We start from the raw sequence: 23,665 nt of genomic DNA, 5'->3' as shown, positions 1-23,665 counted from the left end.
ATAATTATTATTACCACTATTTTCTTATAAATTAATTTTTGCAATGACCGTGTACTCCAACGCTCAACACATTCAATCTCATAGGCTATAGATTCAAATTGGATAAATAAACTTTTTATTGGTTTTTTGTATAAACTTGCAACAGTTATGGTAGTTTTAATAAGGCAAGGAAATATTTAGAATGGTTGCTTATAGCAAATATACCGATCAGGAACTGGTGGCGCTGTTGAAGAATGGGAGCCGGGAAGCGTTTAATGAAATTCATGATAGGTATTTTGAAGATTTATTTCGCTCTGCCTACAACATACTTCGGGATAGGGATACCTGCATGGATATTGTCCAGGAAGTATTGATTTGGTTTTGGGAGCACAGGGCACAACATCAGATGGCCAGTATAAAAGGTTATCTGTTGATGGCTACAAAATACCAAACTGCCAACTATATTCGAAGTAGCAAAGTAAGAGAAAATTTTAGGCTCAAACAGGTAGAAGAACATTATTCATTTAATGAGGAAAGCCTGGAACTACAGGAGTTGAAATCTATTATAGAAAGTTTCACGGCTCAATTACCTGAACGTTGCCGAGAAGTGTTTAAGCTTAGCCGGGAACAGCATTTAAGCAACAAAGAGATCGCCGAAAAGCTAGGTATTTCTGAAAAAACAGTATCCGTTCAGATTTTAAGAGCTTTAAATAAGCTTCGTGCAGACTTAGGGAAAATGTATTTCTGGATTAATTTCTTCATATAGCCTTTATAATTCTCAGTAGTTTTAAACCGTCGAGGTTCTTGGCATCAAAATAATTTGAAAATATTTTTATGACTTGTAAGTATTGCCCCTACTTTAGGTTACTTACTTACATAAAGCATAGAAATGACTAACAAAGATTTCATAATTCTGGCAGAGAAAGTAGCTGAAGGAAGCGCAACCCTTCCGGAGATTGCATTATATAATGCTGGTTACGATAGTTTTCAACAGGATCAGCAGAGCTTGGCTGAAATGGGATTTGATCCTGAAGTATTAAAGCAGGAATCATTAAGTAGATTTTGGAACTATCAGCCGGTAACTGATAAGCCGATAATAAAATTATGGCCTCGTATTGCAATGGTTGCTGCAGTAATGGCTGTAATTGTTTTGGGAGCATACTTTTTCAATATTTCTAATTTCTCCGGTAAGAGAGACACGCGGAGTTCTTCTTATACCAATGATATAGGCCCCGGACGCAATACTGCAACTATAACCCTGGCGAATGGCAAGACCCTAAATCTAAGTGATGTAAAAACAGGCGTGGTAATAGGTACTGAAAAATTTGCATATAACGATGGTACGAAAATCAAAGCAATTTCGGCAACTGATAATTTATCGGCCGCAGACAAGGAATTGCTGACTGTAAGTACACCAAGAGGTGGGACTTACCAGGTTACACTGCCGGATGGAACAAAAGTTTGGCTAAATGCAGCGAGTAGCCTAAAGTTTCTTGCCGCCTTTAACCATTCTAAAGATCAGCAAAGAAAAGTGGAGTTGGTGGGTGAAGCATATTTTGAAGTTGCGAAAGATAAAACACGCCCATTTGTTGTAGAGAGTAAAGGGCAGCAAGTTAGGGTTTTAGGTACACACTTTAACATCTGTAGTTATGACGATGAAATTGCAACTCGGACTACATTGCTGGAAGGAAGCGTGAAAATTAATGAAGCCATATTGAAACCAGGAGAACAATCGGTGTTAACAGGGCGACAACTCAAAATTGTTCCGGCAGATATTGAAAATACTATGGCCTGGAAAAATGGTGATTTTGTGTTTAAAGATGAGGATTTTAAAACAACTATGCGAAAAATTGCGCGCTGGTACGATGTAGATGTTCAATACGAAGCCGATCTGAAAGATAATATAGAACTGGGTGGGTGGATCTCCAGAAAAAGCAAGCTATCTGACGTACTTAAGAGAATAGAACTGGCAGGAAATATTCATTTTAAAATAGAAGGGAGGACGATTATAGTGGAAAAATAAATACCATCCAATATAAGCCGTTAAACAACGAAGTCAGAAGTGCCGTGAAACACCCCTGACTGCGGTTTGGCTTAGATGAATAATAAATTATCAACGTAAACGCATGATGCCGAAGCTTCGAACCTAAAGGCAGCATGCTCACCAAAACCTAAACAAATGTATAAAATTTATAGTTGTAAACTATTGCTCATTATGCGATTAACCACCGCCATATTAATAGTCACCATAATGCAGGTAAGTGCCGCAACCTTTGGACAGCGGGTAACACTGAACGAGCAGAAATCTTCCATTGAAAACGTACTGAAAAAGATAAGGGCCCAAACTGGTTATGATTTTTTATTTGAGCGCAGGCTGGTAACAGATGCTGGTTTGGTCGATATTAAATTAAAAAATGCAACCCTGGATGAGGCTTTGAAAACCTTGTTTAGCAGATTGCCCCTTACTTATAATATCGATGGGAAAATTGTAGTCATCGAAGGCAAAAAGAAATCAATACTGGATAAGGTCGTTGATCTGTTCAAAGAAATAGATGTAAAAGGTAGGGTACTGGATGAAGAGGGTAAACCTTTGCCGGGTGCCACAATAAGTATTGTGTTTGCTGATTTTTCCGAAAACAAAGAGACGGGAGACTTTTCAGGTACAATTAAAGGCAGGAAGGCTGTTGCTGTAACTGATGCCGCGGGGGAGTTTATGATCAAAGGGGTAGATGAAAAAGCAATGATTTCTATTTCTTATACAGGATATGAGACGTTTTCTGCCAAAGTTAGAGCGGATATGGGAACTATTAAGATGAAATTGGGGGGAGATCTTCAGGAAGTAATTGTGAGTACCGGCTATCAGAAAATATCAAAAGAGCGCAGTGCAGGTTCTTTTTCAAAGCCTGATATGGATGTTGTGGCCAACAGGGCAACAAGTACCAATATCATTCAGCGTTTAGATGGTCTGATACCGGGACTGGTTATTAACAATTCTCCCACTTCGGATAAACAACAATTTCTGATCCGCGGTCTATCTACCTTACCAACTGTACAAAACTATACTAGTGCTTCTCCTTTGTTTGTCGTGGATGGTATTGCTGTACCGGATATCTCCTATATAAACCCGCAGGACGTGCTGGATGTAACGGTGTTAAAAGATGCCACTGCAGCTTCCATATGGGGCGCGCGCGCATCAAATGGGGTAATTGTAATTACGACCAAATCGGGAGAAAACAACCAGAAACTGAGGATCAATTATGATGCATTCGCGAGTTTCCAAGGGCGGCCTGATATTGAATATTTTCCAGTACTGAATAGCAGACAATACATACAAGCTTCGAAGGAAACTTTTGATCCTGTAAATTTTACCTACAACCCGATATATGAACCTGCAATCGCCAGTACCGGATATGCTCCTGACCGTCAGATAGAGTGGGATTTTGAACGTGGACGAATCTCAGCCTCTGTAAGAGATGCGAAGCTGGATAGTCTGGGCGCGATCAATAACCTTGGTCAGATGCGCGATATTTTTTATCGCCCGCAAACCTTGATGAACCATACACTTTCTTTATCTGGTGGAACTGAAAAATATGCCAATTATACCTCTATGGCGTATACTGGTAACCAAAGCTTTATGCCAGGTGAAAAGGACCATACCTTTAAGATCAATACCCGCCATGATTATATCTTTAACGATTGGATCAAAGCATTTTTTATTGCTGATCTGACGAATCAACGAACAGGTTCAAACCGTGCGGTATCGCCAGACAACCGTTTTCTTCCATACCAGTTATTCCGCGACGCGTCAGGTGACAATATAGATATGTCTTACCTTGGTAACTTGCCAAATGAAGCCATTGGTCCGATAGCAAGCTTAACCGGTCGCAGCCTGAATTACAACCCCTTAACCAATCAGGAAACAGGTACAACTAATAGTAACGCTTTAATTGCGCGTCTGACATCAGGCCTTACCATCAAGCTCTATAAAGGTTTACGCTACGAAGGTGTATTTGGTTACAACAGGGGAACAAACCGCACTGCATGGTATGATGACAATAACAACTACGCACAGAATATCTTGTTGCTTCAATTTGCCCAGAACAATAACGGTAGCATCAAATATAATTTGCCCAACACAGGTGGGAGATATGCTACCTCCAATTTAACGGATGAGAACTGGACAATAAGGAATCAGCTGGCATACGATTACACCTCGAAAAACCAGCTACACCAGTTTAATGCCCTTGCAGGATATGAGGAGCAGGAACAGAAAAATATCATCACCGGCAGTACGGTGTATGGTTATGATCAGAATGCAGAAAGAGCTACGTTGTTAGACTATAATACATTGGGGACTACAGGTATAGCCGGGGGTATCCTGCCTGCAGTTGGCGGAAATGCAATATTTGGAGGAAATTCAACACTCGGCGAGGCTCCTTTTACACAGCACGAATCTCTGCTCCGGTTCAGGTCTTATTATGCCAATCTTGGTTATACATACCATAAGAGGTATACTTTAAATGCGGGCTGGAGACAGGATAAAAGTAATTTATTTGGAATTAACAAGTCTGCACAACGCAAACCAGCATGGAGTGTAGGTGGGAAATGGACCTTAAGTAAAGAAGATTTTATACAGCAGGTGAGTTTTATTGATGACCTGTCGGCCAGGATTACTTATGGAATTGGTGGAAACTCTCCATTACCAGGTAAAAGCGCAAGCCAGGATGTGCTAAGGCCCCTCTCAAATCCTTACGTGCCCGGTGGACAAGGTTACTATGTGTTGACTGCGGGTAACAAAAACCTGACCTGGGAGGAGACAAGGACACTTAACATCGGCCTGGATTTTTCTTTACTGAACCGTAGATTGAATGCTTCACTGGATTTTTATCAAAAAAAATCAACTGACCTGATCGGTCCGCTGGAAGTAAATCCAATAACAGGATTTCCTACCATTGTAGGTAATGTGGGAAATATGTCAAACAAAGGAATAGAAGCCTCCATTAATTCTGTAAATATCCGTAGCCTTAATTTCAATTGGAATAGTTCTTTTACACTTTCTTATAATAAAAACAAAATTACCAAGATCAATTTGCTGACTGCTGTAGCAACTGGAAAAGATAAAATAGAGGCACAGTATTTAAAGGATTATCCGGCGTTTTCAATGTTTGCTTACGATTATGCGGGCCTTGATGCTGCCGGTAACCCATTGGTTAGACTTGCGAATGGTACTGCGTCGCTGGGCATGGCAGATGCGGAGCTGCCTAAAACAAATGATGTATTGTTTATGGGGGTGTTTCAACCAGCATGGAGCGGAGGACTGTCCAATACGTTTGGTTATAAAGGTTTCTCCCTCAATATCAATATCGTTTACAATCTGGGACATATGATGTTTAGGGATGTAAATAGTGTATATAGCGAATCAACCCAGGGTTATGGCTTTATAGGAAACCAGGATTTTCAAAGTGGAAACCTACATGCTGATTTTGCCAATCGCTGGCAAAAGCCAGGAGATGAGGCCTGGACCAATATTCCCGGATATCAGCCACCAGCCAAGGATTTTGAAAGAAATACTGCTTACTACAGGTATGGTAATCTGAATGCAGTTAGCGCTTCTTATATGAAAATAAGAGATTTGGGTTTCAGTTACGCCTTCCCAAAAACTGTTACTGGTAAATTGAAAATTGAAGGATTGAGCCTGAGGGCAGGTATGTCTAACATTATGCTTTGGAAGGCTAATGATTACGGCATTGATCCTGAATTCCAGGATGCACGTTATGGGTCAAGGTCCCTGCCTACGGGGCAAAACGCATTTAATGTAGGTATTCATTTAACCTTATAAATACTAGCCATGTTTTACAATAAATATAAAATCAAAATAGCTGTTGTTGCAATATTAACATTAAGTTTTGGCTCGTGTAAAAAGGACTTTCTTGAGGTTGTTCCAAAAGGCGTTGCCATTGCAACCAAAACAACAGATTATGAACGGTTGTTGAACGACCTTAATCTAAACTTACTAGGATCGGTCTCACAAATTGCAATGTCGGATGAACTGGCAGGATATGCACCGTTGTATGGACCGGGATTAGGTATTCTTAATATAAGCGACCAAAAAGCTTTTGAATATCAGGACGACATTTACTTGCCAACTGAAAATACATCTGAACTGAGCCAACTGGAAAAACAGTTGTATACCTACAATAAAATTATTAATGAGGTGATGAATTCAAAAGAAGGTAATGATATTCAGAAAAAGGCCTTACGTGCTGAAGCGCTTGCCGGAAGGGCATGGGTACATTTTATGCTGGTTAACTATTATGGTAAACCCTATAATGCTGCTACGGCAGCTTCGGATCTTGGAGTTCCTCTGGTAAAAGTAGCGGATGTAACCCAGAATACCTTTACGCGTTCTTCTGTTCAAGCTGCTTATGATCTGATCATAGCCGATTTAAACGAAGCCATACCTGATATGCCTGGTCGAATTATCAGCAGGCATCGTATGTCAAAAGCAGCTGCAGAGGCGATTCTTGGAAAAGTATATGTGTATATGCAGCAATTTGATAAAGCATTACCCATATTGACTTCTTCCATCGCAAATCTTTCTGGCGCCAGTATTTCAGTTGGCTTACATGATTTTAACGGGGCTTTTAGTACGGGTGGGGCCTTTTTTCCTGTTAATCCTTTTACCGGCCCGAACAGGACTAATATGCAAATCGACAAAGAAGTATTGTACTTAAAAATGTTTATCAATTATTACAGTTACATACTGTCCGGTATTCCAGTAAGCAAACAAACTGCAGAATTGTATACCGCATCCGATTTACGCCTTAATTTTTTCACTGCTTCTCCTTTCCCGCCAACAGGGGCGGTATATCCGAATAAAATGATGAGATGTTATGGGAGATATGGCAATATGGGCGTAAATGTTCCTGATATTTATTTGTTAAAGGCTGAATGTGAGTCACGTACTGGTAATCTTGGGGAGGCAGTGGCAGGTCTGGTAGCCTTCCGTAAAACGAGAATGCAAAACAATGTGGCAAACGCGGCAGATGTTCCGGCAAATATTGCTTCAGATAAAATAGCACTTACCAAATACATTTTAGAGGAAAGAATCCGAGAGTTTGCGACTACGGGTGAACGTTGGTGGGATATGCGTCGTCTTTCTGTAGATGATACTTATAAATCCACAGTCGGCATGGTGCACCATGTGTACGATGCATCGGGGAATATTACAAAATCATACCCATTAAAGTCGGAGAGGCTTACTTTTCGTTTTCCTCAATACATTATGACCGCGAACCCGGGTTGGCAGCAAAACCCATAAAAGCAAGGATAAAAAATTAAAACATTTAATAAACAGCACATGAAAAAATTAATCATGCTGTCCATACTGTGCCTTTACGGAGGCATAGTATTCGGACAAAAAGAAGAAACAAAAGTCAGTATTGAGATTACCGCTATAAAGCCCGATTCTATCTGGGTGGCCGATTATGGCGATGTTTTCTTTGCCAAACCAGACAAAGACAATAAATATGTATTGCATTTTAAACACGATAAGCCTTTAAAGGTTAGAATGGGATTTGACAAACCGGAAAAAAGGAATATGACTTTATATCTGGAACAGGGAGACCAGTTGAATATAGTTACTGATTTTGATGAAAACACTTCGTTTTCGGGCAAAGGTGCTGAAAATGCCAGAGTATTCAACGAATGTACCAAGGTATATGCATTAGCATACGAAAAGAAGGGAAAGGAAATTGGTGATAAAATACTGAGCCCGGCAGATGCGATTAAAACTTATTATGAACTTGGACAATTGAAATTGAATACGCTGGAAGCTAACAGACAAAAAGTTAGTACAACATTTTATAAGGACTGTTTTATTTCTTTTTCATGTGAGAAGTTGGGACTGCCGATTTTGCTCCCAAAATACTATGTGTCACCGGAGAAAAAATTCTCTGAATGTATTCCAGATAGCTATTGGGACCTGGAAAAAGATATCAAAATAGATGACCAGCTCAGCACAAATCCTGAATATGTGGGATTTATGACAAATATTTTTCCGGTTTTTTTAAGCAATCGGGAAAAGTTCAAGCAAGGAACTTTAGATAAAACCTTATCGCCTGAAGCAGAGGTGAATTTTAAGGTTGCACTTATTGAAAAAATATATCCGGAAAAGTTAAAACGTGCTGCGCTGTTTGGGATTGTAAATGCCGCTGTAAGTAGTAGCAAAGAGCTGTCGCTGGTGAGGCCATTAATGGATAATTTTATAACTAAATATGCCACTGAGGCCCAGACAAAGGAATTAAGGGCTAATTATCTCAAAGTTGATAAACTATCGGCCGGAAAAATGCCTCCGCCTTTTATTTTGAAAGACCTGAACGGTAAAGATGTGACCCTAAAAGACTTTACAGGTAAGGTAGTTTATATGGATTTTTGGGCAAGCTGGTGCTCGCCCTGCAGGTATGAAATGAAAAATGGCAGTCCTAAACTACATGCGAAATTTAAAGACAATAAGGATGTGGTCTTTCTGTATATCAGTATAGACAGTAAAGAAGAACCATGGAAAAAAGCTATTGCCGATGATAAAATAGAAGGCATACACTTACTATCGCTTGGCGGAACAAATAGCCCCGTAGCAAAAGCCTTTAACATTACAGGGATTCCACATTACGTAATCATTGGCCGGGACGGAAAGATATTCGACAATAATGCACCCAGACCAAGTGAGGATAAGACGGTTGGACGTATTAATGATGCTTTAAGCAAATAGAATTTAAAAACAACAAAATGAAAAAAATAATCATGGCAATTTTATGTTGCCTATGTGCAGGTGTGACCTTTGCACAGAAAAATGAGGCTAGTATAGTGATAGACACAAAGCCTTTAAAAATTGATTCTATATGGCTGGCTGTGGACGGTGAAACTATATTTATGGTACCGAATAAAGAAGGGAAATTTGTTCATCGTTTTAGTGGTAGTTTTCCTAAATCTGTGGCATTTGGTGTAGATCATCCGGTAAAAGGAAATAAGTCTTTGTTTCTGGAAAAGGGAAACAATCTGAACATTCAGACAGATTTCAACCAGAAGGCTGTTTTTTCTGGTGGTGGTGCAGAAAATAACAGAGTTCTGGATGAGTATACGACGCTTTACACAGAAGCTAGCAAGAACGCTGATGCGAGTGCGATGTCACCAGCACAATATTATGCTTTGGGTAGGGGGATGGACCAGGCTTCAATAGATATTCTGGAAAAGAGTAAAACGAAGGTAACATCAGCTTTTTATAACGATGCATCAGTAACGCTTAAGTATCAAATGTTGAATAACCGGGTTATGGCACCCGTATATTATAGTCAAGGCTTTAAAAAGGACATCTCGACAATTATTCCGGATGATTACTGGGATTTAGAAAAGGAGGTCAAAATGGATGATAACTTATTGGCTAATGAAACATATACCGGATTTATGAGAGGGGCTTATCCTTTGTTTTTGAATTTGAAAGAACTGTCTAAAGAAGGGAAAGTTGATAGCATGATAAATAGCCCTATAGATGAACGGTTTATATACCGTTATGGCCTGATCAAAAAGTTATATACGGGAAAAGTGCGGAGTATGGCCATGAACGCAACGTTTATTGTGCTGTTTGAATATTCGAAAGATGCGAGTACGTTGAAACCAATGATGGATGAATACCTGGCCCAATATGCCAGTACTGAAGATGCGAAAGCCCTACGCGAAACCTATGCAAAGATGGCCAGCCTGGCGGTTGGAAAAACACCTCCCGCTTTTACGTTAAAAGATCTGAATGGAAAGGATGTAACGTTGAAGGATTTTGCCGGCAAGGTCGTATATATGGATTTTTGGGCCAGCTGGTGCAAACCTTGCCGTTATGAAATGAAGAACGGAAGCCCTAAACTACATGAAAAATTTAAAGACAATAAAGATGTTATATTCCTGTACATCAGTATTGACGATAGAGAAGATTTATGGAAAAAGGCTATTGCAGATGACCAGATAAAAGGTATTCACCTACTTTCTAAGGGAGGGATGAAGAGCGTTGTTGGTAAGGCTTTTAATATTCAAGGGGTTCCCCGTTATGTGATCATTGGACGTGATGGAAAGATCTTTGATAATGATGCGACAAGACCTAGTGACGATAAAACTCCTGCAAAGCTTAATGAAGCACTAAGTGCGAAGTAATTATTAGTATCCATAATTTTTCATGAAGAAAAGCGGTTAGAAAGCAATAGGATGGTAAATCATGGTCTTATTGCTTTTTAACTGTTTTCAATATCATTAAGTTTAATGCGTTAAGCGAATAGCCGCTAATGTTGTTTTGTGTCATGATCAATGACTGGTCGTATAGGATAGGAACTACGTTTGCATATTCTACAATCATCCTGTCCATTTTCTGATAAAGCAGGAAGCGTTTTTTGTTGTCGCTTTCATAATAGCTCTGTTCAAACAAGCGGTCAAAATCATCGTTGAAATAGCCTGTGTAGTTTGGTCCGTTTGGTACTTTGTTTTTTGAATAGAACATTGCGAGGTAATTCTCCCCATCAGGGTAATCGGCTATCCATGAACCACGAAAGAAGTTTACACTATTTTTGGCAATAAGGTCACGTAAGCTTGCACTCGGACTTACATCCACTTTTACGCTGATGCCTATCGCATTCAGTTCTCCCTGTATGAATTCAATCAGGTCTTTATAAGTTGTTGATGTACTCAGGGTAATTTGTGGCATACCTTTGCCATTTGGGAAACCTGCTTCAGCGAGCAGTTGTGCAGCTTTATCTGGATCATAATGATAACCTTTAACGGCAACGCTATCAAAGCCGGGCATGCCGTGTGGGATAAAGCCCGAAGTGGCAGGCATACCAATACTGTTTCGTAAATATTTAATGAGTTTGGGTTTGTCGATAGCGTAATTAATGGCCTGGCGCACTTTTTTGAATCTTAAAGGGGAATTTTTGGTAATGTATTTACTGGTGTCTACAAGAATGCCAACATATTCCGTGCATAAATAAGGCCCTTTCCTTAACTGAAATTTGCCCTTGTACTTACTTGCCATTTTGCCGCTTTTTGTTAAAATGTCGTCCCGGTAACTACCATCTACCTTGTCAAAGTAATCCAGGTCTTTTTTTATAAAATTCATGAAAGCACTTTGTTTATCACTGATAAAGGTCACTTTCACTGCATCAAGATAAGGTAACTGTATTCCATTTATTTTTTCCCAGTAATGCTCATTCTTCAATAAGACCAGTATCTCGTCTTCTTTCCAGTATTTAAATTTAAAGGGGCCGGTGCCAATGGGGTGATTTCTGAAATCTTTGCCATAGTGTTCAACAATTTCATGTGGTACAACCGAACAATAGAGCGTTGTGAGCAGATTGATAAAGGCAGGAAAAGGTGTATTTAGTCTGATCTTTAATGTGGTGTCGTTGACTGCTATGAAGCTATTGATGTCTTTAACTTTGTCGTTAAAAATCCACCCACCAGAGGACGCAACTTTAGGATCTATTAGTCGGTAAAAGCTATATTTAAAATCTGCAGCCACAACTTTTCTGCCTTTACCTTCAGGAAAGACCGGATGATCATGAAAATAGACATCATTCCGCAAATTAAAAGTATAAGTTAAGTGATCTTTAGAAACCTGCCATGTTTTTGCAATGCAGGGTAACGGAGTTAAGGTACTATCTACCTGCACCAGTCCATTATAAATCTGGTTCATCATCCATATGGCATTCTGATTGCGTGCGAATGCCGGGTCTAATGAAGTTACATTCTGATCAAGATTCATATTAAACACTTTTTTCTCCGCGTTGGGAGATTTGTGGTTACATGATATCATTGTTAAAGTGAACAACACGTAAAAAAAGTTGTTTATCATACGGTGCATCGCGTCAGGAATAGTAATTTTGTACAAAGTAATAAATAAATTGATATGTCTTTTTTAAACGGGGTTATAAATAAAGTTAAGGATGAGGCGCTGCGTGAGGAGCTTCAGGAGCGTGTAGATATAATCAAGCATAAAATAAAGTTCATGGATAAGGTACCCGTTGCCTGTCTGGATAGCCAAAATAATTCAAATTTTGCCTTGGAGGAAGTGATTATAAGTGCTGGAGGAATACTGCATGATTTTGTAGATACATCCAGGGTAATCATCTATATGGAAAAAGGGAAAAGCATGTTGGAACTGATGGGGCTTGTACCGTCTTTGTTAGACCAAAGCTGGCCTGCTGTTGAGTTTAACAGGGTTTATTTAATGAACGGACAAGACCTGGATATCGATGATGCGGAAGATATGGTGGAGGCTCTGGAGGATGTTGCGGAAATGTTATACCCAGGGTTTTTCGTTTTTGGTAACGAAGGAATCGATTGGTTGAGTTTTAAAACGCAATAAATTTATCCATCTGCTGGTTGGTGAATTTTATGGTATCTTCCCTAAACAAGTCGCCATTTTCATCAAGTTCTGCTTTTATAGCGGAAATATGAATTCTTAGTGGAAGGACATGGAGGTGCAGGTAACTGCAAACACCGCCAAAGTGGTCTATTCCCCTGATATTCCCATATTTTCCCGAAGAAATACCTACCAGTGCCGCTTTTTTATCGTAAAAGCTTTCCGGAAAATTGCAGGCATCTACAAATGTTTTTAACACACCAGGGAAGCTTCCGTTGTATTCAGGAATGATAAAAAGGAACTTACTGGTATTGGCAATTAGCTGCTGGACAGGAGCGAATTCCGCACTTCTTTTTCCATACAAATCTGAGGAAATCAGGCTTCCCGGAAGATCCTCCAGGTTGAAAAGATGAGTCTGTAACCCTTTTTCTGCCAGTGTTTTCTGATAATATTTTGCGACTTTTAAGGTGTTACTTGCAGGCCTGTTTGTTCCTGATATGATGGTTATCATGCGTAAATTGTTAATAAGATGTGTAAAACACTTAAAGCATTAGTGCTACTTTTGCCATTTAGTTTGTATCTTAGCTAATCGTTAAAATATGCCTAAAACAATACAAAAATAGCATTTTTTATAGATTTACTTCAATGTAAATTAAGCCTTAAGTAAATAATTGGTAATTATTAAAAAGATAAATGAGTAAAATTATTGCATTGGCAAATCAAAAAGGTGGTGTAGGTAAAACGACTTCATCTATAAACTTAGCCGCAAGTTTAGCCGTACTGGAATACAGGACATTATTGGTTGACGCAGACCCTCAGGCAAACTCTACCTCCGGTATTGGTTTTGATCCAAGAAATATCAAAAACAGCATCTACGAATGTATCATCAATGATATAGAGCCGATGGACGCGATACAAAAAACAGAAACCCCTAATCTGGACCTGTTACCCGCGCACATCGATCTGGTTGGTGCTGAAATCGAGATGATAAACCTGGCCAACAGGGAATATAAAATGAAGGCTGTGATGGAGAAAATCAAGGACCAGTATGATTTTATCATCGTTGATTGTTCGCCATCATTAGGTTTAATTACCATCAACGCACTTACTGCAGCTGATTCTGTGATTATACCGGTACAATGCGAATATTTTGCATTGGAAGGTTTGGGCAAGTTGTTAAACACAATTAAAATTGTACAAAATCGTTTAAATCCTGAATTGGAAATTGAAGGTATTTTGCTAACGATGTATGATGTGCGTTTACGTTTATCAAACCAGGTTGTTGAAGAAGTGAAAACGCATTTTCAGGAATTGGTTTTTGAAACGATTATTCAAAGAAATACCCGCTTAAGTGAGGCCCCAAGTTATGGTGTATCTGTAATTATGCACGATGCAAACTGTAAAGGAGCAATCAATTATCTGAACCTGGCACGTGAGATCGTTCGTAAAAACGGATTGGTTAAAGAAGTGCAGGATGTAAACACGGCAATTATATAATTATTTTTTAATGACATCTTTTCAGCGAAAAACAGGTTTAGGTAGAGGATTAAGTGCACTTTTGGATGATAGCGAATCTGTTAATCCGCCTAAAAGCGAGGTTAACCCGGTAAGTGAAACCAGACAGGATAGCGGCCAGAATAACAATAATAGTATCGGATTGATCAATATCAGTGAGATTGAGACCAATCCATATCAGCCACGTACGGAATTTGATCAGGTAGCGCTACTTGAGTTAGCTGAGTCTATCAAGGTGCAAGGGCTTATTCAGCCTATTACGGTTAGAAAACAAAGTGCAAATCAATATCAGCTGATATCTGGTGAACGTAGGTTAAGGGCTTCTAAATTGGCCGGATTAACTGAAATTCCTGCGTATGTGCGTAGTGCCAATGATCAGCAAATGCTGGAAATGGCACTTATTGAGAACATACAGCGTGAGAACCTTAACGCTATCGAGGTGGCTTTAAGTTTTCAGCGTATGCTGGATGAGTGTAACCTGAAGCAAGAACAGCTGGGCGAGCGTGTTGGTAAAAATCGTACTACGGTGACCAACTATTTACGTTTGCTAAAGTTACCTCCGGTTATTCAGATTTCTATTCGCGACCAGAAGATCTCAATGGGACATGCCCGTGCACTGATCAATGTGGAGCAGGAAGATAAACAGCTTTTTATCCATCAGGAAATTATTGATAAAGGACTTTCCGTTAGAAAAGTAGAAGAGCTGGTAAGGAGTATCAATAGTGTAGAAGTAAAGCCAAAGTTTAAGCTGAAATCTAAAGCTGTACCTTTTGAATATCAGAAACTGCAGAAAGATCTGACCTCCAAATTCGCAACTAAAGTGAAATTAAAGGTAGGAGACAACGGCAAAGGAGCTATAGAAATCCCTTTTATGTCTGATGATGACTTAAACAGGATTTTGGAGTTATTGGATTGGTAATGTATAAGATTCTGCTGTTATCGGTTTGCTTGTTCTTTGCTCATATAGCAATGGCTCAGGAAAAACTGACTATAAAAAAGGATAGTACAGCCACTAATACTCAACCTACAGACTCTGTAAAGCCTTATGTATATGTAAATAAAGGAAAAATAGCAGGGCGAAGGGCCGCTATTAGATCGGCGATGTTGCCTGGTTTGGGACAAATCAGGAACGGCTTTAATCTTTACCGAGGTTTAAAAGTTGCAGGTATATACACCGGTGCAACTTTATTAACCCTGTCATATATCGACAACACGAAACAGTATAACATCTTTATTAAGGAGTTAGAATTCAGAGCCGAGAATCCGAAAGAAACTCAAAATCCACTGTACGCGAATACGCCAACAGACCGTCTAATTGCTGCAAAAGATATTTATAGAAGAAATCGTCAGGTTATTATTTTTTCTTATGTAGGTTTATATTTATTCAATATCGTTGAAGCCTATATTGATGCCCGATTGGCTAATTTTGATGTCGGTGATGTGGCAAGGATAAAGATTAGTCCGGATCTGATGAATTCAAATCAGATGTATGGGTTTAACTCCTTTGCGCCTGGGATGAAAATTGCAGTTAGTTTTTAAAATAAAAATATAAAATGAAGCCAAGCTATGCGTGGCTTTTATACCAATTAAAAAAGTATAACATATGAAAATAGCTTTACTTGGTTACGGAAAAATGGGGCAGATCATCGAAAGATTTGCCTTAGAAAGAGGCCATGAGGTTGTCTTAAAGATTAATATTGACAATACAGCGGATTTAACAACTGCTAACTTATCTAAGGCCGATGTCGCTATTGACTTTAGTGCACCAGATGCCGCTCTCAGCAATATTTATGCTTGTTTTGATGCAAATTTACCTGTTGTAGTTGGTACTACGGGATGGTATGGCGAGTTGCAACAAGTGAAAAATGATTGCCTGAGCCGTAACAATACCTTACTTTATGGGTCGAACTTTAGTATAGGGGTAAACCTCTTTTTTCATATCAGTAAATTGATGGCTAAACTAATGAACGATTTTCCTGCTTACGAAGTTCAGGTTGAAGAGATTCACCATACACAGAAACTGGATTCCCCAAGTGGTACAGCCATGACACTTGCTGAAGGTATTATTGAGCAGATGGATAGAAAAAGTGAATGGGTAAATGAACTGGTGGGTACTCCATTTGATGATGTGATCAAAAAAGAACAGTTGCTGATTGAGTCTCACCGGATTGAGAATGTTCCTGGAACGCATACGGTGTTGTATAGTTCAGAAGTAGACGAGATAGAATTAAAACATACTGCTCATAACCGTTCTGGCTTTGCGCTTGGGGCTGTGGTTGCTGCGGAATGGTTACAAAATAAACAGGGCTTTTATAATATAGCCGATATATTTAATTTTAAATAACAATATATGAGTTGGAAATTCTGGCAAAAGAGTAAAGACGACAAGCCAAAGAAGGTAAAAACAAGAACAAGAGAATGGGTTGATGCCATCATTTTTGCTGTCGTAGCAGCAACGATCATCAGGGTGTTCTTTATTGAGGCCTATACCATCCCAACTGCTTCAATGGAAAGATCTTTGCTGGTAGGCGATTTCCTGTTTGTAAGTAAGGTGAACTATGGTGCCAGGATACCGATGACACCTGTAGCTTTTCCTTTTGCACACCACACTATGCCGATAACTGGTACTAAAGCTTATTGGGATGGGGTACAATGGAAATTTAGAAGATTACCTGGATTGTCTGAAATCAAGAGAAACGATGTGGTTGTTTTCAATTACCCACAGGGTGATACAGTTGCCTTAGAACAGCAGGATGTAGATTACTACCAAATGGTAAGAGCAGAAGGCTGGGCAGCGATCAATAGCAGATATACGATTGTAAGTAGGCCTGTTGATAAACGAGAAAATTACATCAAACGCTGTATAGGTATCGGTGGTGATACCATCAGCTCAGTAAATGGTCTTGTGTATGTGAATGGGAAACCTGAAAAATTAAAAAATACGGGAGAAATCAGTTATGAAGTGGTATTTAAAACACCTGATGTAAATCCTAGTGTTTTTGAAGATTTAGGCTTCAATATTTCTGAAGATATCAGAAGTACGATGACGCCGAATGTATATACTTTTAACGGAACTGCAGCTATGATGGAGGACGTTAAAAAGCTGGATTTCGTACAATCTGTAAAAGAGTTTACGGCTCCTGCAACTGAGCGGGAAGGCGACATATTCCCTTATGATAAAAACAGAAACTGGAACGTTGATAATTTCGGGCCAATCATTGTTCCTAAGAAGGGTTGGACGGTTAAGTTAGATAGCGCTACCATGCCACTTTACGAAAGAAGTATAAGGATTTATGAGGGGAATAAGCTTGAAAAATCTGGTAATGGTTGGTTAATCAATGGTAAGCCTGCTGATAGTTATACATTTAAAATGGACTATTTCTGGATGATGGGAGATAACAGACACCGTTCTGCTGATTCACGTTATTGGGGATTTGTTCCCGAAGATCATATTGTCGGAAAAGCATTGTTCATCTGGATGAGCTACGATACGAATGGTTCGTTCTTTAGTAAGATCAGATGGAACAGGTTGTTAAACGGAATTAAGTAATAGTTACAAAGTAGCTATACCAAGCTTTTGAGCCAGTTCATTTAAATCATTTACAACGGCATCTATTAAAGGGATGCCGTTTTTTTTGCGTTCGTCTTCAGCCAAATATTCAGGCTCCCCGGGAATGATTACCTTTTTCTCAGGGTCAACGGTTTTAGCACCTTTAAAACGTTCAATCCAGTTGTCGAGATGATCTTTGAACTCTTGTGCCGGACGGAAACCATCTATACGCATGGCACCAAAAAAGTGACCTATTCCTTCTCCAACCGGATCTGTAGGTGGTTCAAGAAAAGCAACAAACGGAGGCACCCAAGGACCATAATTTGCTCCGGATAGTACAGCAGATAAAATGTCTACTGTAGCACCTAATCCATATCCTTTATGGCTTCCATGATCTTTATCACTACCTAAAGGTAGTAATGAACCACCTTCTTTTAGTTCGTGTGGATTAGTTGCGACTTTTCCTTCTTTGTTTTGTACCCAACCTTCGGGTATAGGCTGATTCGCTCTTTGTGCAATTTCCAGTTTGCCATTTGCAGCGGCAGCAGTTGCCATATCAACTACTACTGGGGGGTACTTTCCAGCAGGGAAAGCATAACACATGGGGTTTGTACCTAGTAATCGTTCATTGGCATAAGTAGGTGCAACCAGGGGACTGGCATTCGTCATACTGATTCCGATCATATCCTGTTCAACAGCCATTAAGGCATGATAGCCCGCTATTCCAAAATGATTGGAGTTTTTTACAGAAACCCATCCACTCCCGTAAGTTTGTGCTTTTTCGATTGCAATTTTCATAGCAAAAGGAGCTACCACAAGACCTAGTCCACCATCACCATCTACAGTGGCCGTAGTGGCAGTTTCATGAACTACTTTCACGTTTGGTGTCGCATTGATCCTTTTCTTTTCCCAGAGTCTTACATAGCCGCTTAAACGGGCAACGCCATGAGAGTCAATCCCTCTTAAATCTGAGCGTAGCAAAACATCTGCAGCCAACTTTGCATCTGTTTCAGGACAGCCCATAGTTAAAAATACATTTTCGGTAAAATGGCGAAGGTTATTCTCTGTGAAAGTGTGAAATTTCATGGTAATCAAGTAAATAATACGGTAAACTGGTGGTCTAACGGTTTAAAAAAGGCAACTAAAGAATCAATAAATTCATCACCGTATAGCACGTACATCGGTGCGATATTTAATACGCGTTCCTGTAGTACCCCGTTTGGAAATAATTTTTCTTTTAGGCTCTCTATTTGGGCAAGGGAAGTTTTATGTTTGCGCTTTTCAGCCCTCAACATTTTTGTCTCTAAGTTGGTGATCAACTTTAAGGCTTTGGTTTTTGCGGCATCTGTAGATTGAGATAACGTTTTGTCAATCTTATAAGCATTCAGCTTGATCTGATCAAAGATTGCGCTGATCGCCCGTTCTTCGTCATTTAGTGAAAGGTGGAGATTAACATGGGCGCGTACCCATTCATTTTTTATAGTTTCCGTATTGGCAAAAAGATGCTTATGACTAATACCCAGGATCTGCATTCTTACTTCGCTTCTGCTATCAATTACCAATGCCGAGTTCCGTAACAGAAGCACAGGAAAATCCACTTTGTAATGATCAAAATTCGATTTTAGCTGTAGCCAGTAAGTCAGCTCAGCCCCTCCGCCTATGTAGGCCAGGTTGGGTAAAATCACTTCCTGGTATAATGGACGCATCACCACATTCGGACTAAACCTTTCAGGGAAATTATGGATTTCTGTTTTAAGCTCTGTTTTAGTAAAGCTGATATCAGTATGCATTATTTTATAAATCCCATCTTCCTCTACAATGCGTTCTCTCAATTGGTCCGTCATGTAAAAGAAATTAACCTCTCTCGGGTTTACCTGTGGCTTATGCCCAATCTCTTCGAGTTTTGCATTACTTTCAGAAATGAACTTAAAACTATTTTGTTCAGTAACGTCTTTGTATATAATTTCAGAAAATTGCTTTTTCAGCTGATGGTCATCCGCATCTACACAAACCAACCCGTATTCACCAAACAATGCATCAACCAGTTCTCTGGTTGCATCACTTAATTTAGTATTGTTAGTATAAGCAGCCTCAACCAGGCGGGACAGCATGAGGCCTTTTTGACCAATACCCAAATAACCTTTATAAGCAGTAAGCGTTTCAATGATATCTTTAGTATCCAGGCGACCAGTTGCCCCTGCAGCCTGCTTATTCCAGCTTAGCATTTTGTCTTCCACTTTCACATGATTGATTTCTTCGAAATCATGATCTTCGGTTGCCATCCAGTAAACAGGCACAAAGTTGTACTCCGGAAATTCTTGTTTTAATTCCCTGGCCAGGTTTATAGCAGTAACTATTTTATAAATAAAATAGAGTGGGCCTGTAAAAATATTTAGTTGATGCCCCGTAGTAATGGTAAAGGTCCGGCTATCTTCCAGTCGTTTAATGTGTTCGGTAACCATCGGGGTAGTTTTTACAGCAGCATATTGTTGTTGTAAAGTATCTACCAATAGAGATCTGTCTACATTAAAATTACGATTTTTAATGGCCTCACGGAAGCCATTAAAATCTGGAGAATATTTATAAAAAGACTTTAACTGGTCTTTTCCGCTGATGTAATCCAGTACAGCAGCAGAGAAGGCATTCGTTTCCTGATAAGAGATGTATTTTGCCTGCATTGCTACGAATTTAAATTAATAAACCGTAATTCTTAATTTGCCGCTTTTATTTTACAATTTGTCCATATAGATCAAAGTCTTCCGCACGGTCTATTTTAACCTGTACGAAGCTTCCATTTGCGGCATAACCTGTACTGGCATCAATTAAAACCTCATTGTCTACTTCCGGAGAGTCGAATTGAGTACGGCCAATAAAGTAATCACCTTCTTTTCTATCCACCAGAACTTTATAGGTATGGCCAACTTTTTCCTGGTTGATGTCGAAAGATATTCCTTGCTGCAATTCCATAATGGCATCAACACGTTCTTGCTTTACTTCATCAGGTACATCGTCAACAAGACTATGTGCATGTGTTTTTTCTTCATGTGAATATGTAAAACAACCTAATCTGTCAAAACGGGTTTCTTCCACCCAGTCTATCATTTCTTCAAAGTCCTGTTCAGTTTCGCCCGGGTAGCCACAAATTAAAGTAGTGCGCATTGCAATGCCCGGCACCTTGTCTCTGATTTGGTTTACAATGTCAATTGTTTTCTGTTTGGTAATACCACGACGCATAGATTTTAGCATATTATCAGTGATGTGCTGTAAAGGCATGTCCAGATACTTGCAGATATTTTCACGTTCATTCATGGCATCTAAAATTTCCATTGGGAAGCCAGAAGGGTAGGCGTATTGGAGTCTGATCCATTCAATACCGTTAACATCAGATAACCTGCGTAACAATTCGTCAAGGTTACGTTTGCCATAAATGTCAAGCCCGTAGTAAGTCAGATCCTGCGCAATTAATATCAGTTCCTTGGTGCCACCGGCCGCAAGAATTTTAGCCTCGTTTACGAGTTCCTGCATATCTCTGGAAACGTGTTTACCACGCATTAAAGGAATAGCACAGAATGAGCAGGGACGGTTGCAGCCTTCTGCAATTTTAAAATAGGCAAAATGAGAAGGAGTGGTCAGCAAGCGCTCGCCAATCAGTTCATGTTTATAATTTGCACCAAGGGAGTGCAATAAGTTATTTAAATCGTTGGTGCCAAAGTAGGCATCAACGTTGGTGATCTCAGCTTCCAGTTCAGGTTTGTAACGTTCCGATAAACATCCTGTTACATATACTTTTCCTACTTTTCCAGCATCTTTTAGCTGACTGTATTGTAATATGGTATCGATTGATTCCTGTTTAGCATTGTCGATAAAGCCACAGGTATTGATCACTACAATATCATCTTTACCCATTTTATTAGCTTCATGAACTACATCCATGCTATTGCCTCGTAGTTGTCCCATTAAAACTTCAGAATCGTAGGTGTTTTTAGAACAGCCTAAAGTAATAACATTGATTTTTGGTTTTTTAACAGGGATTATTTTGGAAACGGTTTTTGTATTCATGTTTTAATATTGGGGTATTCTTTTGTTTATACATCTACATCGTACTGAATTTACTTCAGGAATCCGTATATGTACGATTTTGTTTTTCTCTTTTGAGATCCTGAAATAAATTCAGGATGACGAGCGCATTAATAATGAAAAGTAATTATTTAAATAAGCTGTCAACAAATGCTTTTTTATCAAACAATTGCAGGTCGTTCATACTTTCGCCAACGCCTATGTATTTCACTGGGATTTTAAACTGATCGGATATGCCGATAACTACGCCACCTTTTGCTGTACCATCAAGTTTGGTTATGGCCAGGGCATTTACGTCTGTAGCTTCTGTAAACTGTTTACATTGTTCAAACGCGTTTTGTCCGGTAGAGCCATCCAAAACAAGTAATATTTCATGTGGAGCAGAAGGGATAACCTTCTCCATCACGTTTTTGATCTTAGCCAATTCGTTCATCAGTCCGATCTTATTGTGTAAGCGGCCCGCAGTATCAATAATCACTACATCTTCACCATTGGCTACGGCCGACTGTAAAGTATCGTAAGCTACGGAAGCAGGATCTGAGCCCATTGCCTGGGCAACAACACGCACACCAACCCGTTCACCCCATAGTTTAATTTGTTCTACGGCAGCGGCCCTAAAAGTGTCGGCTGCTCCTAAAACAACTTTTAAGTTTTCAGCTTTCAGTTTATGGGCAAGTTTTCCAATGGTGGTAGTTTTACCTACACCATTTACACCTACTACCATAATTACATAGGGCTTGTGTTGTCCGTACTCAAACTGACGGAAATCATTACTGTTGTTTTCTGCCAGTAACAATTGGATCTCATCACGAAGTAAGTGATTCAGTTCTGAAGTAGACAGGTATTTGTCTTTGCTTACACGTTGCTGTATACGGTCTATAATTTTTAAAGTTGTGCTGACTCCAACGTCAGAAGTAACCAGTACTTCTTCCAGGTTGTCGAGTACATCGTCATCAATGGTAGATTTACCAGCAACAGCTTTAGTAATCTTACTAAAAAAGCCTTCTTTAGTTTTTTCTAATCCCTTATCCAGAGCCTCTTGCGCTTCAGGCGCAGTTTCTTTTTTCTTGAAAAAATCGAATAAACCCATACGAATGTATAACAAAACAAAAAAAGCCCTCCCGGTAAAAAGGGACGGCTTTAATATTATAAAATATTAAAATTATTTTTTAGATGCAGCAATAGCATCTTGAACGTGATCGTTGTGAACAATAACTTCTTTGAAAGAATAAGCACCTTTAGGTGATTTAGTCATTGTAATAACTTTCGAATATTCTTTTCCTTTACCCGTTTTAAGGGTAGCAACTACCTTTTTTGCCATGATTTAATAGGATTTATTTAGTTATATACTAAATGATATTACTTAATTTCTTTGTGAACCGTTACTTTTCTCAATACAGGGTTGAATTTTTTCAATTCTAAACGCTCAGTAGTGTTTTTACGGTTTTTAGTAGAGATATATCTAGACATACCAGGCATGCCGCTAGTCTTATGCTCTGTACACTCTAGAATAACTTGTACTCTGTTACCTTTTTTTGCCATTTTATATACTATTAAGGTTGATTCATATCAACCAATGTTATTTACAAATATCCTTTTTTCACGAAACGACTGATCGCTTCAGTAATACCAATTTTATTGATGGTTTTGATAGCTGAAGTAGATACCTTCAGTGTTATCCAACGATCTTCTTCAGGAATATAAAATTTCTGAAGTTGTAAGTTGGGATAAAACTTACGCTTAGTTTTAACGTTCGAGTGAGAAACATTAAAACCTGTCATTGCCATTTTTCCGGTTAGATCACAAACTCTAGACATGCCTTTATTTATAGTGTTAAATATACTTTCTTAATTTTTTTAAGAGTTTGCAAATATCTATATAATATTTGTAATCAACAAGGGACTGTCAGAAATATTTTTAATTTATTTTCAGCAGGTTGCAGATTTAGAATAAAGGAGCGTTTGGTTATTTGCTTTTTTTATTGAAAATCAAACAGAGATACGGCAAGTTAATTTTTTGACTGTCGATTTTTGGTGTTTAATTTAAGTTTTTAAGGGATTGCCTGTAGATTTGCTGAAGGTTTGTTCGAGGTTTGTTCGGAAAAGAGGCCGTATTTCTTAACAAACCTCGAACAAACCTGCTCTAAA

General features: G+C 39.1%; 21 protein-coding genes. 12 read left to right on the top strand and 9 right to left on the bottom strand.

Translation table 11 applies throughout. From position 1 onward, the window contains the following. Positions 1-181 precede the first annotated feature (181 nt). The 6 genes from R2Q84_RS22340 to R2Q84_RS22315 all read left to right on the top strand — a co-directional run bounded on the left by R2Q84_RS22340 (position 182) and on the right by R2Q84_RS22315 (position 10,176). On the top strand, positions 182-745 hold the full coding sequence (locus R2Q84_RS22340) for an RNA polymerase sigma-70 factor (RefSeq protein ID WP_316818822.1): 564 nt from the start codon (positions 182-184) through the stop codon (positions 743-745). Positions 746-868: 123 nt separating this feature from the next. Then, a complete protein-coding gene (locus R2Q84_RS22335; protein ID WP_316818821.1) occupies positions 869-2,002 on the top strand; it encodes a FecR family protein in 1,134 nt (377 codons plus the stop codon). A gap of 192 nt (positions 2,003-2,194) precedes the next feature. Next, complete coding sequence (locus R2Q84_RS22330) at positions 2,195-5,818, top strand: SusC/RagA family TonB-linked outer membrane protein (RefSeq protein ID WP_316818820.1); 3,624 nt, start codon at positions 2,195-2,197, stop codon at positions 5,816-5,818. 9 nt (positions 5,819-5,827) lie between these two features. Next, a complete protein-coding gene (locus R2Q84_RS22325) occupies positions 5,828-7,300 on the top strand; it encodes a RagB/SusD family nutrient uptake outer membrane protein (RefSeq protein WP_316818819.1) in 1,473 nt (490 codons plus the stop codon). 39 nt (positions 7,301-7,339) lie between these two features. After that, entirely contained in the window at positions 7,340-8,749 is a 1,410-nt protein-coding gene (locus R2Q84_RS22320) for a TlpA disulfide reductase family protein (RefSeq protein WP_316818818.1), read from the top strand. Between the two features lie 17 nt (positions 8,750-8,766). After that, complete coding sequence (locus tag R2Q84_RS22315) at positions 8,767-10,176, top strand: TlpA disulfide reductase family protein (protein WP_316818817.1); 1,410 nt, start codon at positions 8,767-8,769, stop codon at positions 10,174-10,176. Between the two features lie 67 nt (positions 10,177-10,243). Here R2Q84_RS22315 and R2Q84_RS22310 read toward each other — a convergent pair whose 3' ends face one another. Beyond that, positions 10,244-11,776, bottom strand: coding sequence for an ABC transporter substrate-binding protein (locus tag R2Q84_RS22310; protein WP_316818816.1), 1,533 nt, complete (start codon positions 11,774-11,776; stop codon positions 10,244-10,246). 144 nt (positions 11,777-11,920) lie between these two features. Between R2Q84_RS22310 and R2Q84_RS22305 the strand changes: the two genes are divergently transcribed. Next, positions 11,921-12,379 (top strand): hypothetical protein, encoded by a 459-nt coding sequence (locus R2Q84_RS22305; protein WP_316818815.1) that lies wholly within the window; start codon positions 11,921-11,923, stop codon positions 12,377-12,379. On the opposite strand, the gene R2Q84_RS22300 is transcribed toward R2Q84_RS22305, so the two are convergent. Then, entirely contained in the window at positions 12,366-12,887 is a 522-nt protein-coding gene (locus R2Q84_RS22300) for an NAD(P)H-dependent oxidoreductase (protein WP_316818814.1), read from the bottom strand. The two genes, R2Q84_RS22305 and R2Q84_RS22300, sit on opposite strands and share 14 nt — an antisense overlap. 182 nt (positions 12,888-13,069) lie before the next feature. On the opposite strand from R2Q84_RS22300, the gene R2Q84_RS22295 reads away from it, so the two are divergent. The 5 genes from R2Q84_RS22295 (at position 13,070) to lepB (ending at position 17,441) form a co-directional block, all read left to right on the top strand. Further along, positions 13,070-13,873, top strand: a complete 804-nt coding sequence (locus R2Q84_RS22295; RefSeq protein ID WP_316818813.1) for an AAA family ATPase — start codon at positions 13,070-13,072, stop codon at positions 13,871-13,873. Between the two features lie 10 nt (positions 13,874-13,883). Further along, positions 13,884-14,810, top strand: a complete 927-nt coding sequence (locus tag R2Q84_RS22290) for a ParB/RepB/Spo0J family partition protein (protein WP_316818812.1) — start codon at positions 13,884-13,886, stop codon at positions 14,808-14,810. Then, positions 14,810-15,430, top strand: coding sequence for a DUF5683 domain-containing protein (locus R2Q84_RS22285; protein ID WP_316818811.1), 621 nt, complete (start codon positions 14,810-14,812; stop codon positions 15,428-15,430). Before R2Q84_RS22290 ends, R2Q84_RS22285 begins: the two co-directional genes overlap by 1 nt. 64 nt (positions 15,431-15,494) lie before the next feature. Next, positions 15,495-16,235, top strand: a complete 741-nt coding sequence (dapB, locus tag R2Q84_RS22280) for a 4-hydroxy-tetrahydrodipicolinate reductase (RefSeq protein ID WP_316818810.1) — start codon at positions 15,495-15,497, stop codon at positions 16,233-16,235. A 6-nt stretch (positions 16,236-16,241) separates the two neighbouring features. Continuing rightward, a complete protein-coding gene (gene lepB / locus R2Q84_RS22275) occupies positions 16,242-17,441 on the top strand; it encodes a signal peptidase I (RefSeq protein WP_316818809.1) in 1,200 nt (399 codons plus the stop codon). Positions 17,442-17,444: 3 nt separating this feature from the next. On the opposite strand, the gene R2Q84_RS22270 is transcribed toward lepB, so the two are convergent. The 7 genes from R2Q84_RS22270 to rpmB all read right to left on the bottom strand — a co-directional run bounded on the left by R2Q84_RS22270 (position 17,445) and on the right by rpmB (position 23,335). Beyond that, positions 17,445-18,527, bottom strand: coding sequence for an Ldh family oxidoreductase (locus R2Q84_RS22270; RefSeq protein WP_316818808.1), 1,083 nt, complete (start codon positions 18,525-18,527; stop codon positions 17,445-17,447). 5 nt (positions 18,528-18,532) lie between these two features. Then, positions 18,533-20,119 (bottom strand): bacillithiol biosynthesis cysteine-adding enzyme BshC, encoded by a 1,587-nt coding sequence (bshC, locus tag R2Q84_RS22265; RefSeq protein ID WP_316818807.1) that lies wholly within the window; start codon positions 20,117-20,119, stop codon positions 18,533-18,535. Between the two features lie 46 nt (positions 20,120-20,165). After that, on the bottom strand, positions 20,166-21,500 hold the full coding sequence (gene rimO / locus R2Q84_RS22260) for a 30S ribosomal protein S12 methylthiotransferase RimO (RefSeq protein WP_316818806.1): 1,335 nt from the start codon (positions 21,498-21,500) through the stop codon (positions 20,166-20,168). A 145-nt stretch (positions 21,501-21,645) separates the two neighbouring features. Next, entirely contained in the window at positions 21,646-22,608 is a 963-nt protein-coding gene (gene ftsY, locus R2Q84_RS22255; protein ID WP_316818805.1) for a signal recognition particle-docking protein FtsY, read from the bottom strand. 72 nt (positions 22,609-22,680) lie between these two features. Continuing rightward, positions 22,681-22,839, bottom strand: a complete 159-nt coding sequence (locus R2Q84_RS22250; protein WP_316818804.1) for a DUF4295 domain-containing protein — start codon at positions 22,837-22,839, stop codon at positions 22,681-22,683. 38 nt (positions 22,840-22,877) lie between these two features. Further along, a complete protein-coding gene (rpmG, locus tag R2Q84_RS22245) occupies positions 22,878-23,060 on the bottom strand; it encodes a 50S ribosomal protein L33 (RefSeq protein WP_015809322.1) in 183 nt (60 codons plus the stop codon). A 41-nt stretch (positions 23,061-23,101) separates the two neighbouring features. Beyond that, a complete protein-coding gene (gene rpmB / locus R2Q84_RS22240; RefSeq protein WP_084289430.1) occupies positions 23,102-23,335 on the bottom strand; it encodes a 50S ribosomal protein L28 in 234 nt (77 codons plus the stop codon). Positions 23,336-23,665: the final 330 nt, after the last annotated feature.

It is taken from the genome of Pedobacter nyackensis, from assembly GCF_032678475.1.
In the GTDB taxonomy this organism is placed as follows: domain Bacteria; phylum Bacteroidota; class Bacteroidia; order Sphingobacteriales; family Sphingobacteriaceae; genus Pedobacter; species Pedobacter nyackensis_A.
This window is presented reverse-complemented; position numbering and strand designations above follow the sequence as displayed.

Excerpts from the sequence above, each read along its gene's own strand:
- R2Q84_RS22340 (WP_316818822.1), top strand. The coding sequence starts at position 182 with ATGGTTGCTTATAGCAAATATACCGATCAGGAACTGGTGGCGCTGTTG.
- R2Q84_RS22335 (WP_316818821.1), top strand. The coding sequence starts at position 869 with ATGACTAACAAAGATTTCATAATTCTGGCAGAGAAAGTAGCTGAAGGA.
- R2Q84_RS22330 (WP_316818820.1), top strand. The coding sequence starts at position 2,195 with ATGCGATTAACCACCGCCATATTAATAGTCACCATAATGCAGGTAAGT.
- R2Q84_RS22325 (WP_316818819.1), top strand. The coding sequence starts at position 5,828 with ATGTTTTACAATAAATATAAAATCAAAATAGCTGTTGTTGCAATATTA.
- R2Q84_RS22320 (WP_316818818.1), top strand. The coding sequence starts at position 7,340 with ATGAAAAAATTAATCATGCTGTCCATACTGTGCCTTTACGGAGGCATA.
- R2Q84_RS22315 (WP_316818817.1), top strand. The coding sequence starts at position 8,767 with ATGAAAAAAATAATCATGGCAATTTTATGTTGCCTATGTGCAGGTGTG.
- R2Q84_RS22310 (WP_316818816.1), bottom strand. The coding sequence starts at position 11,776 with ATGAATCTTGATCAGAATGTAACTTCATTAGACCCGGCATTCGCACGC.
- R2Q84_RS22305 (WP_316818815.1), top strand. The coding sequence starts at position 11,921 with ATGTCTTTTTTAAACGGGGTTATAAATAAAGTTAAGGATGAGGCGCTG.
- R2Q84_RS22300 (WP_316818814.1), bottom strand. The coding sequence starts at position 12,887 with ATGATAACCATCATATCAGGAACAAACAGGCCTGCAAGTAACACCTTA.
- R2Q84_RS22295 (WP_316818813.1), top strand. The coding sequence starts at position 13,070 with ATGAGTAAAATTATTGCATTGGCAAATCAAAAAGGTGGTGTAGGTAAA.
- R2Q84_RS22290 (WP_316818812.1), top strand. The coding sequence starts at position 13,884 with ATGACATCTTTTCAGCGAAAAACAGGTTTAGGTAGAGGATTAAGTGCA.
- R2Q84_RS22285 (WP_316818811.1), top strand. The coding sequence starts at position 14,810 with ATGTATAAGATTCTGCTGTTATCGGTTTGCTTGTTCTTTGCTCATATA.
- dapB (WP_316818810.1), top strand. The coding sequence starts at position 15,495 with ATGAAAATAGCTTTACTTGGTTACGGAAAAATGGGGCAGATCATCGAA.
- lepB (WP_316818809.1), top strand. The coding sequence starts at position 16,242 with ATGAGTTGGAAATTCTGGCAAAAGAGTAAAGACGACAAGCCAAAGAAG.
- R2Q84_RS22270 (WP_316818808.1), bottom strand. The coding sequence starts at position 18,527 with ATGAAATTTCACACTTTCACAGAGAATAACCTTCGCCATTTTACCGAA.
- bshC (WP_316818807.1), bottom strand. The coding sequence starts at position 20,119 with ATGCAGGCAAAATACATCTCTTATCAGGAAACGAATGCCTTCTCTGCT.
- rimO (WP_316818806.1), bottom strand. The coding sequence starts at position 21,500 with ATGAATACAAAAACCGTTTCCAAAATAATCCCTGTTAAAAAACCAAAA.
- ftsY (WP_316818805.1), bottom strand. The coding sequence starts at position 22,608 with ATGGGTTTATTCGATTTTTTCAAGAAAAAAGAAACTGCGCCTGAAGCG.
- R2Q84_RS22250 (WP_316818804.1), bottom strand. The coding sequence starts at position 22,839 with ATGGCAAAAAAGGTAGTTGCTACCCTTAAAACGGGTAAAGGAAAAGAA.
- rpmG (WP_015809322.1), bottom strand. The coding sequence starts at position 23,060 with ATGGCAAAAAAAGGTAACAGAGTACAAGTTATTCTAGAGTGTACAGAG.
- rpmB (WP_084289430.1), bottom strand. The coding sequence starts at position 23,335 with ATGTCTAGAGTTTGTGATCTAACCGGAAAAATGGCAATGACAGGTTTT.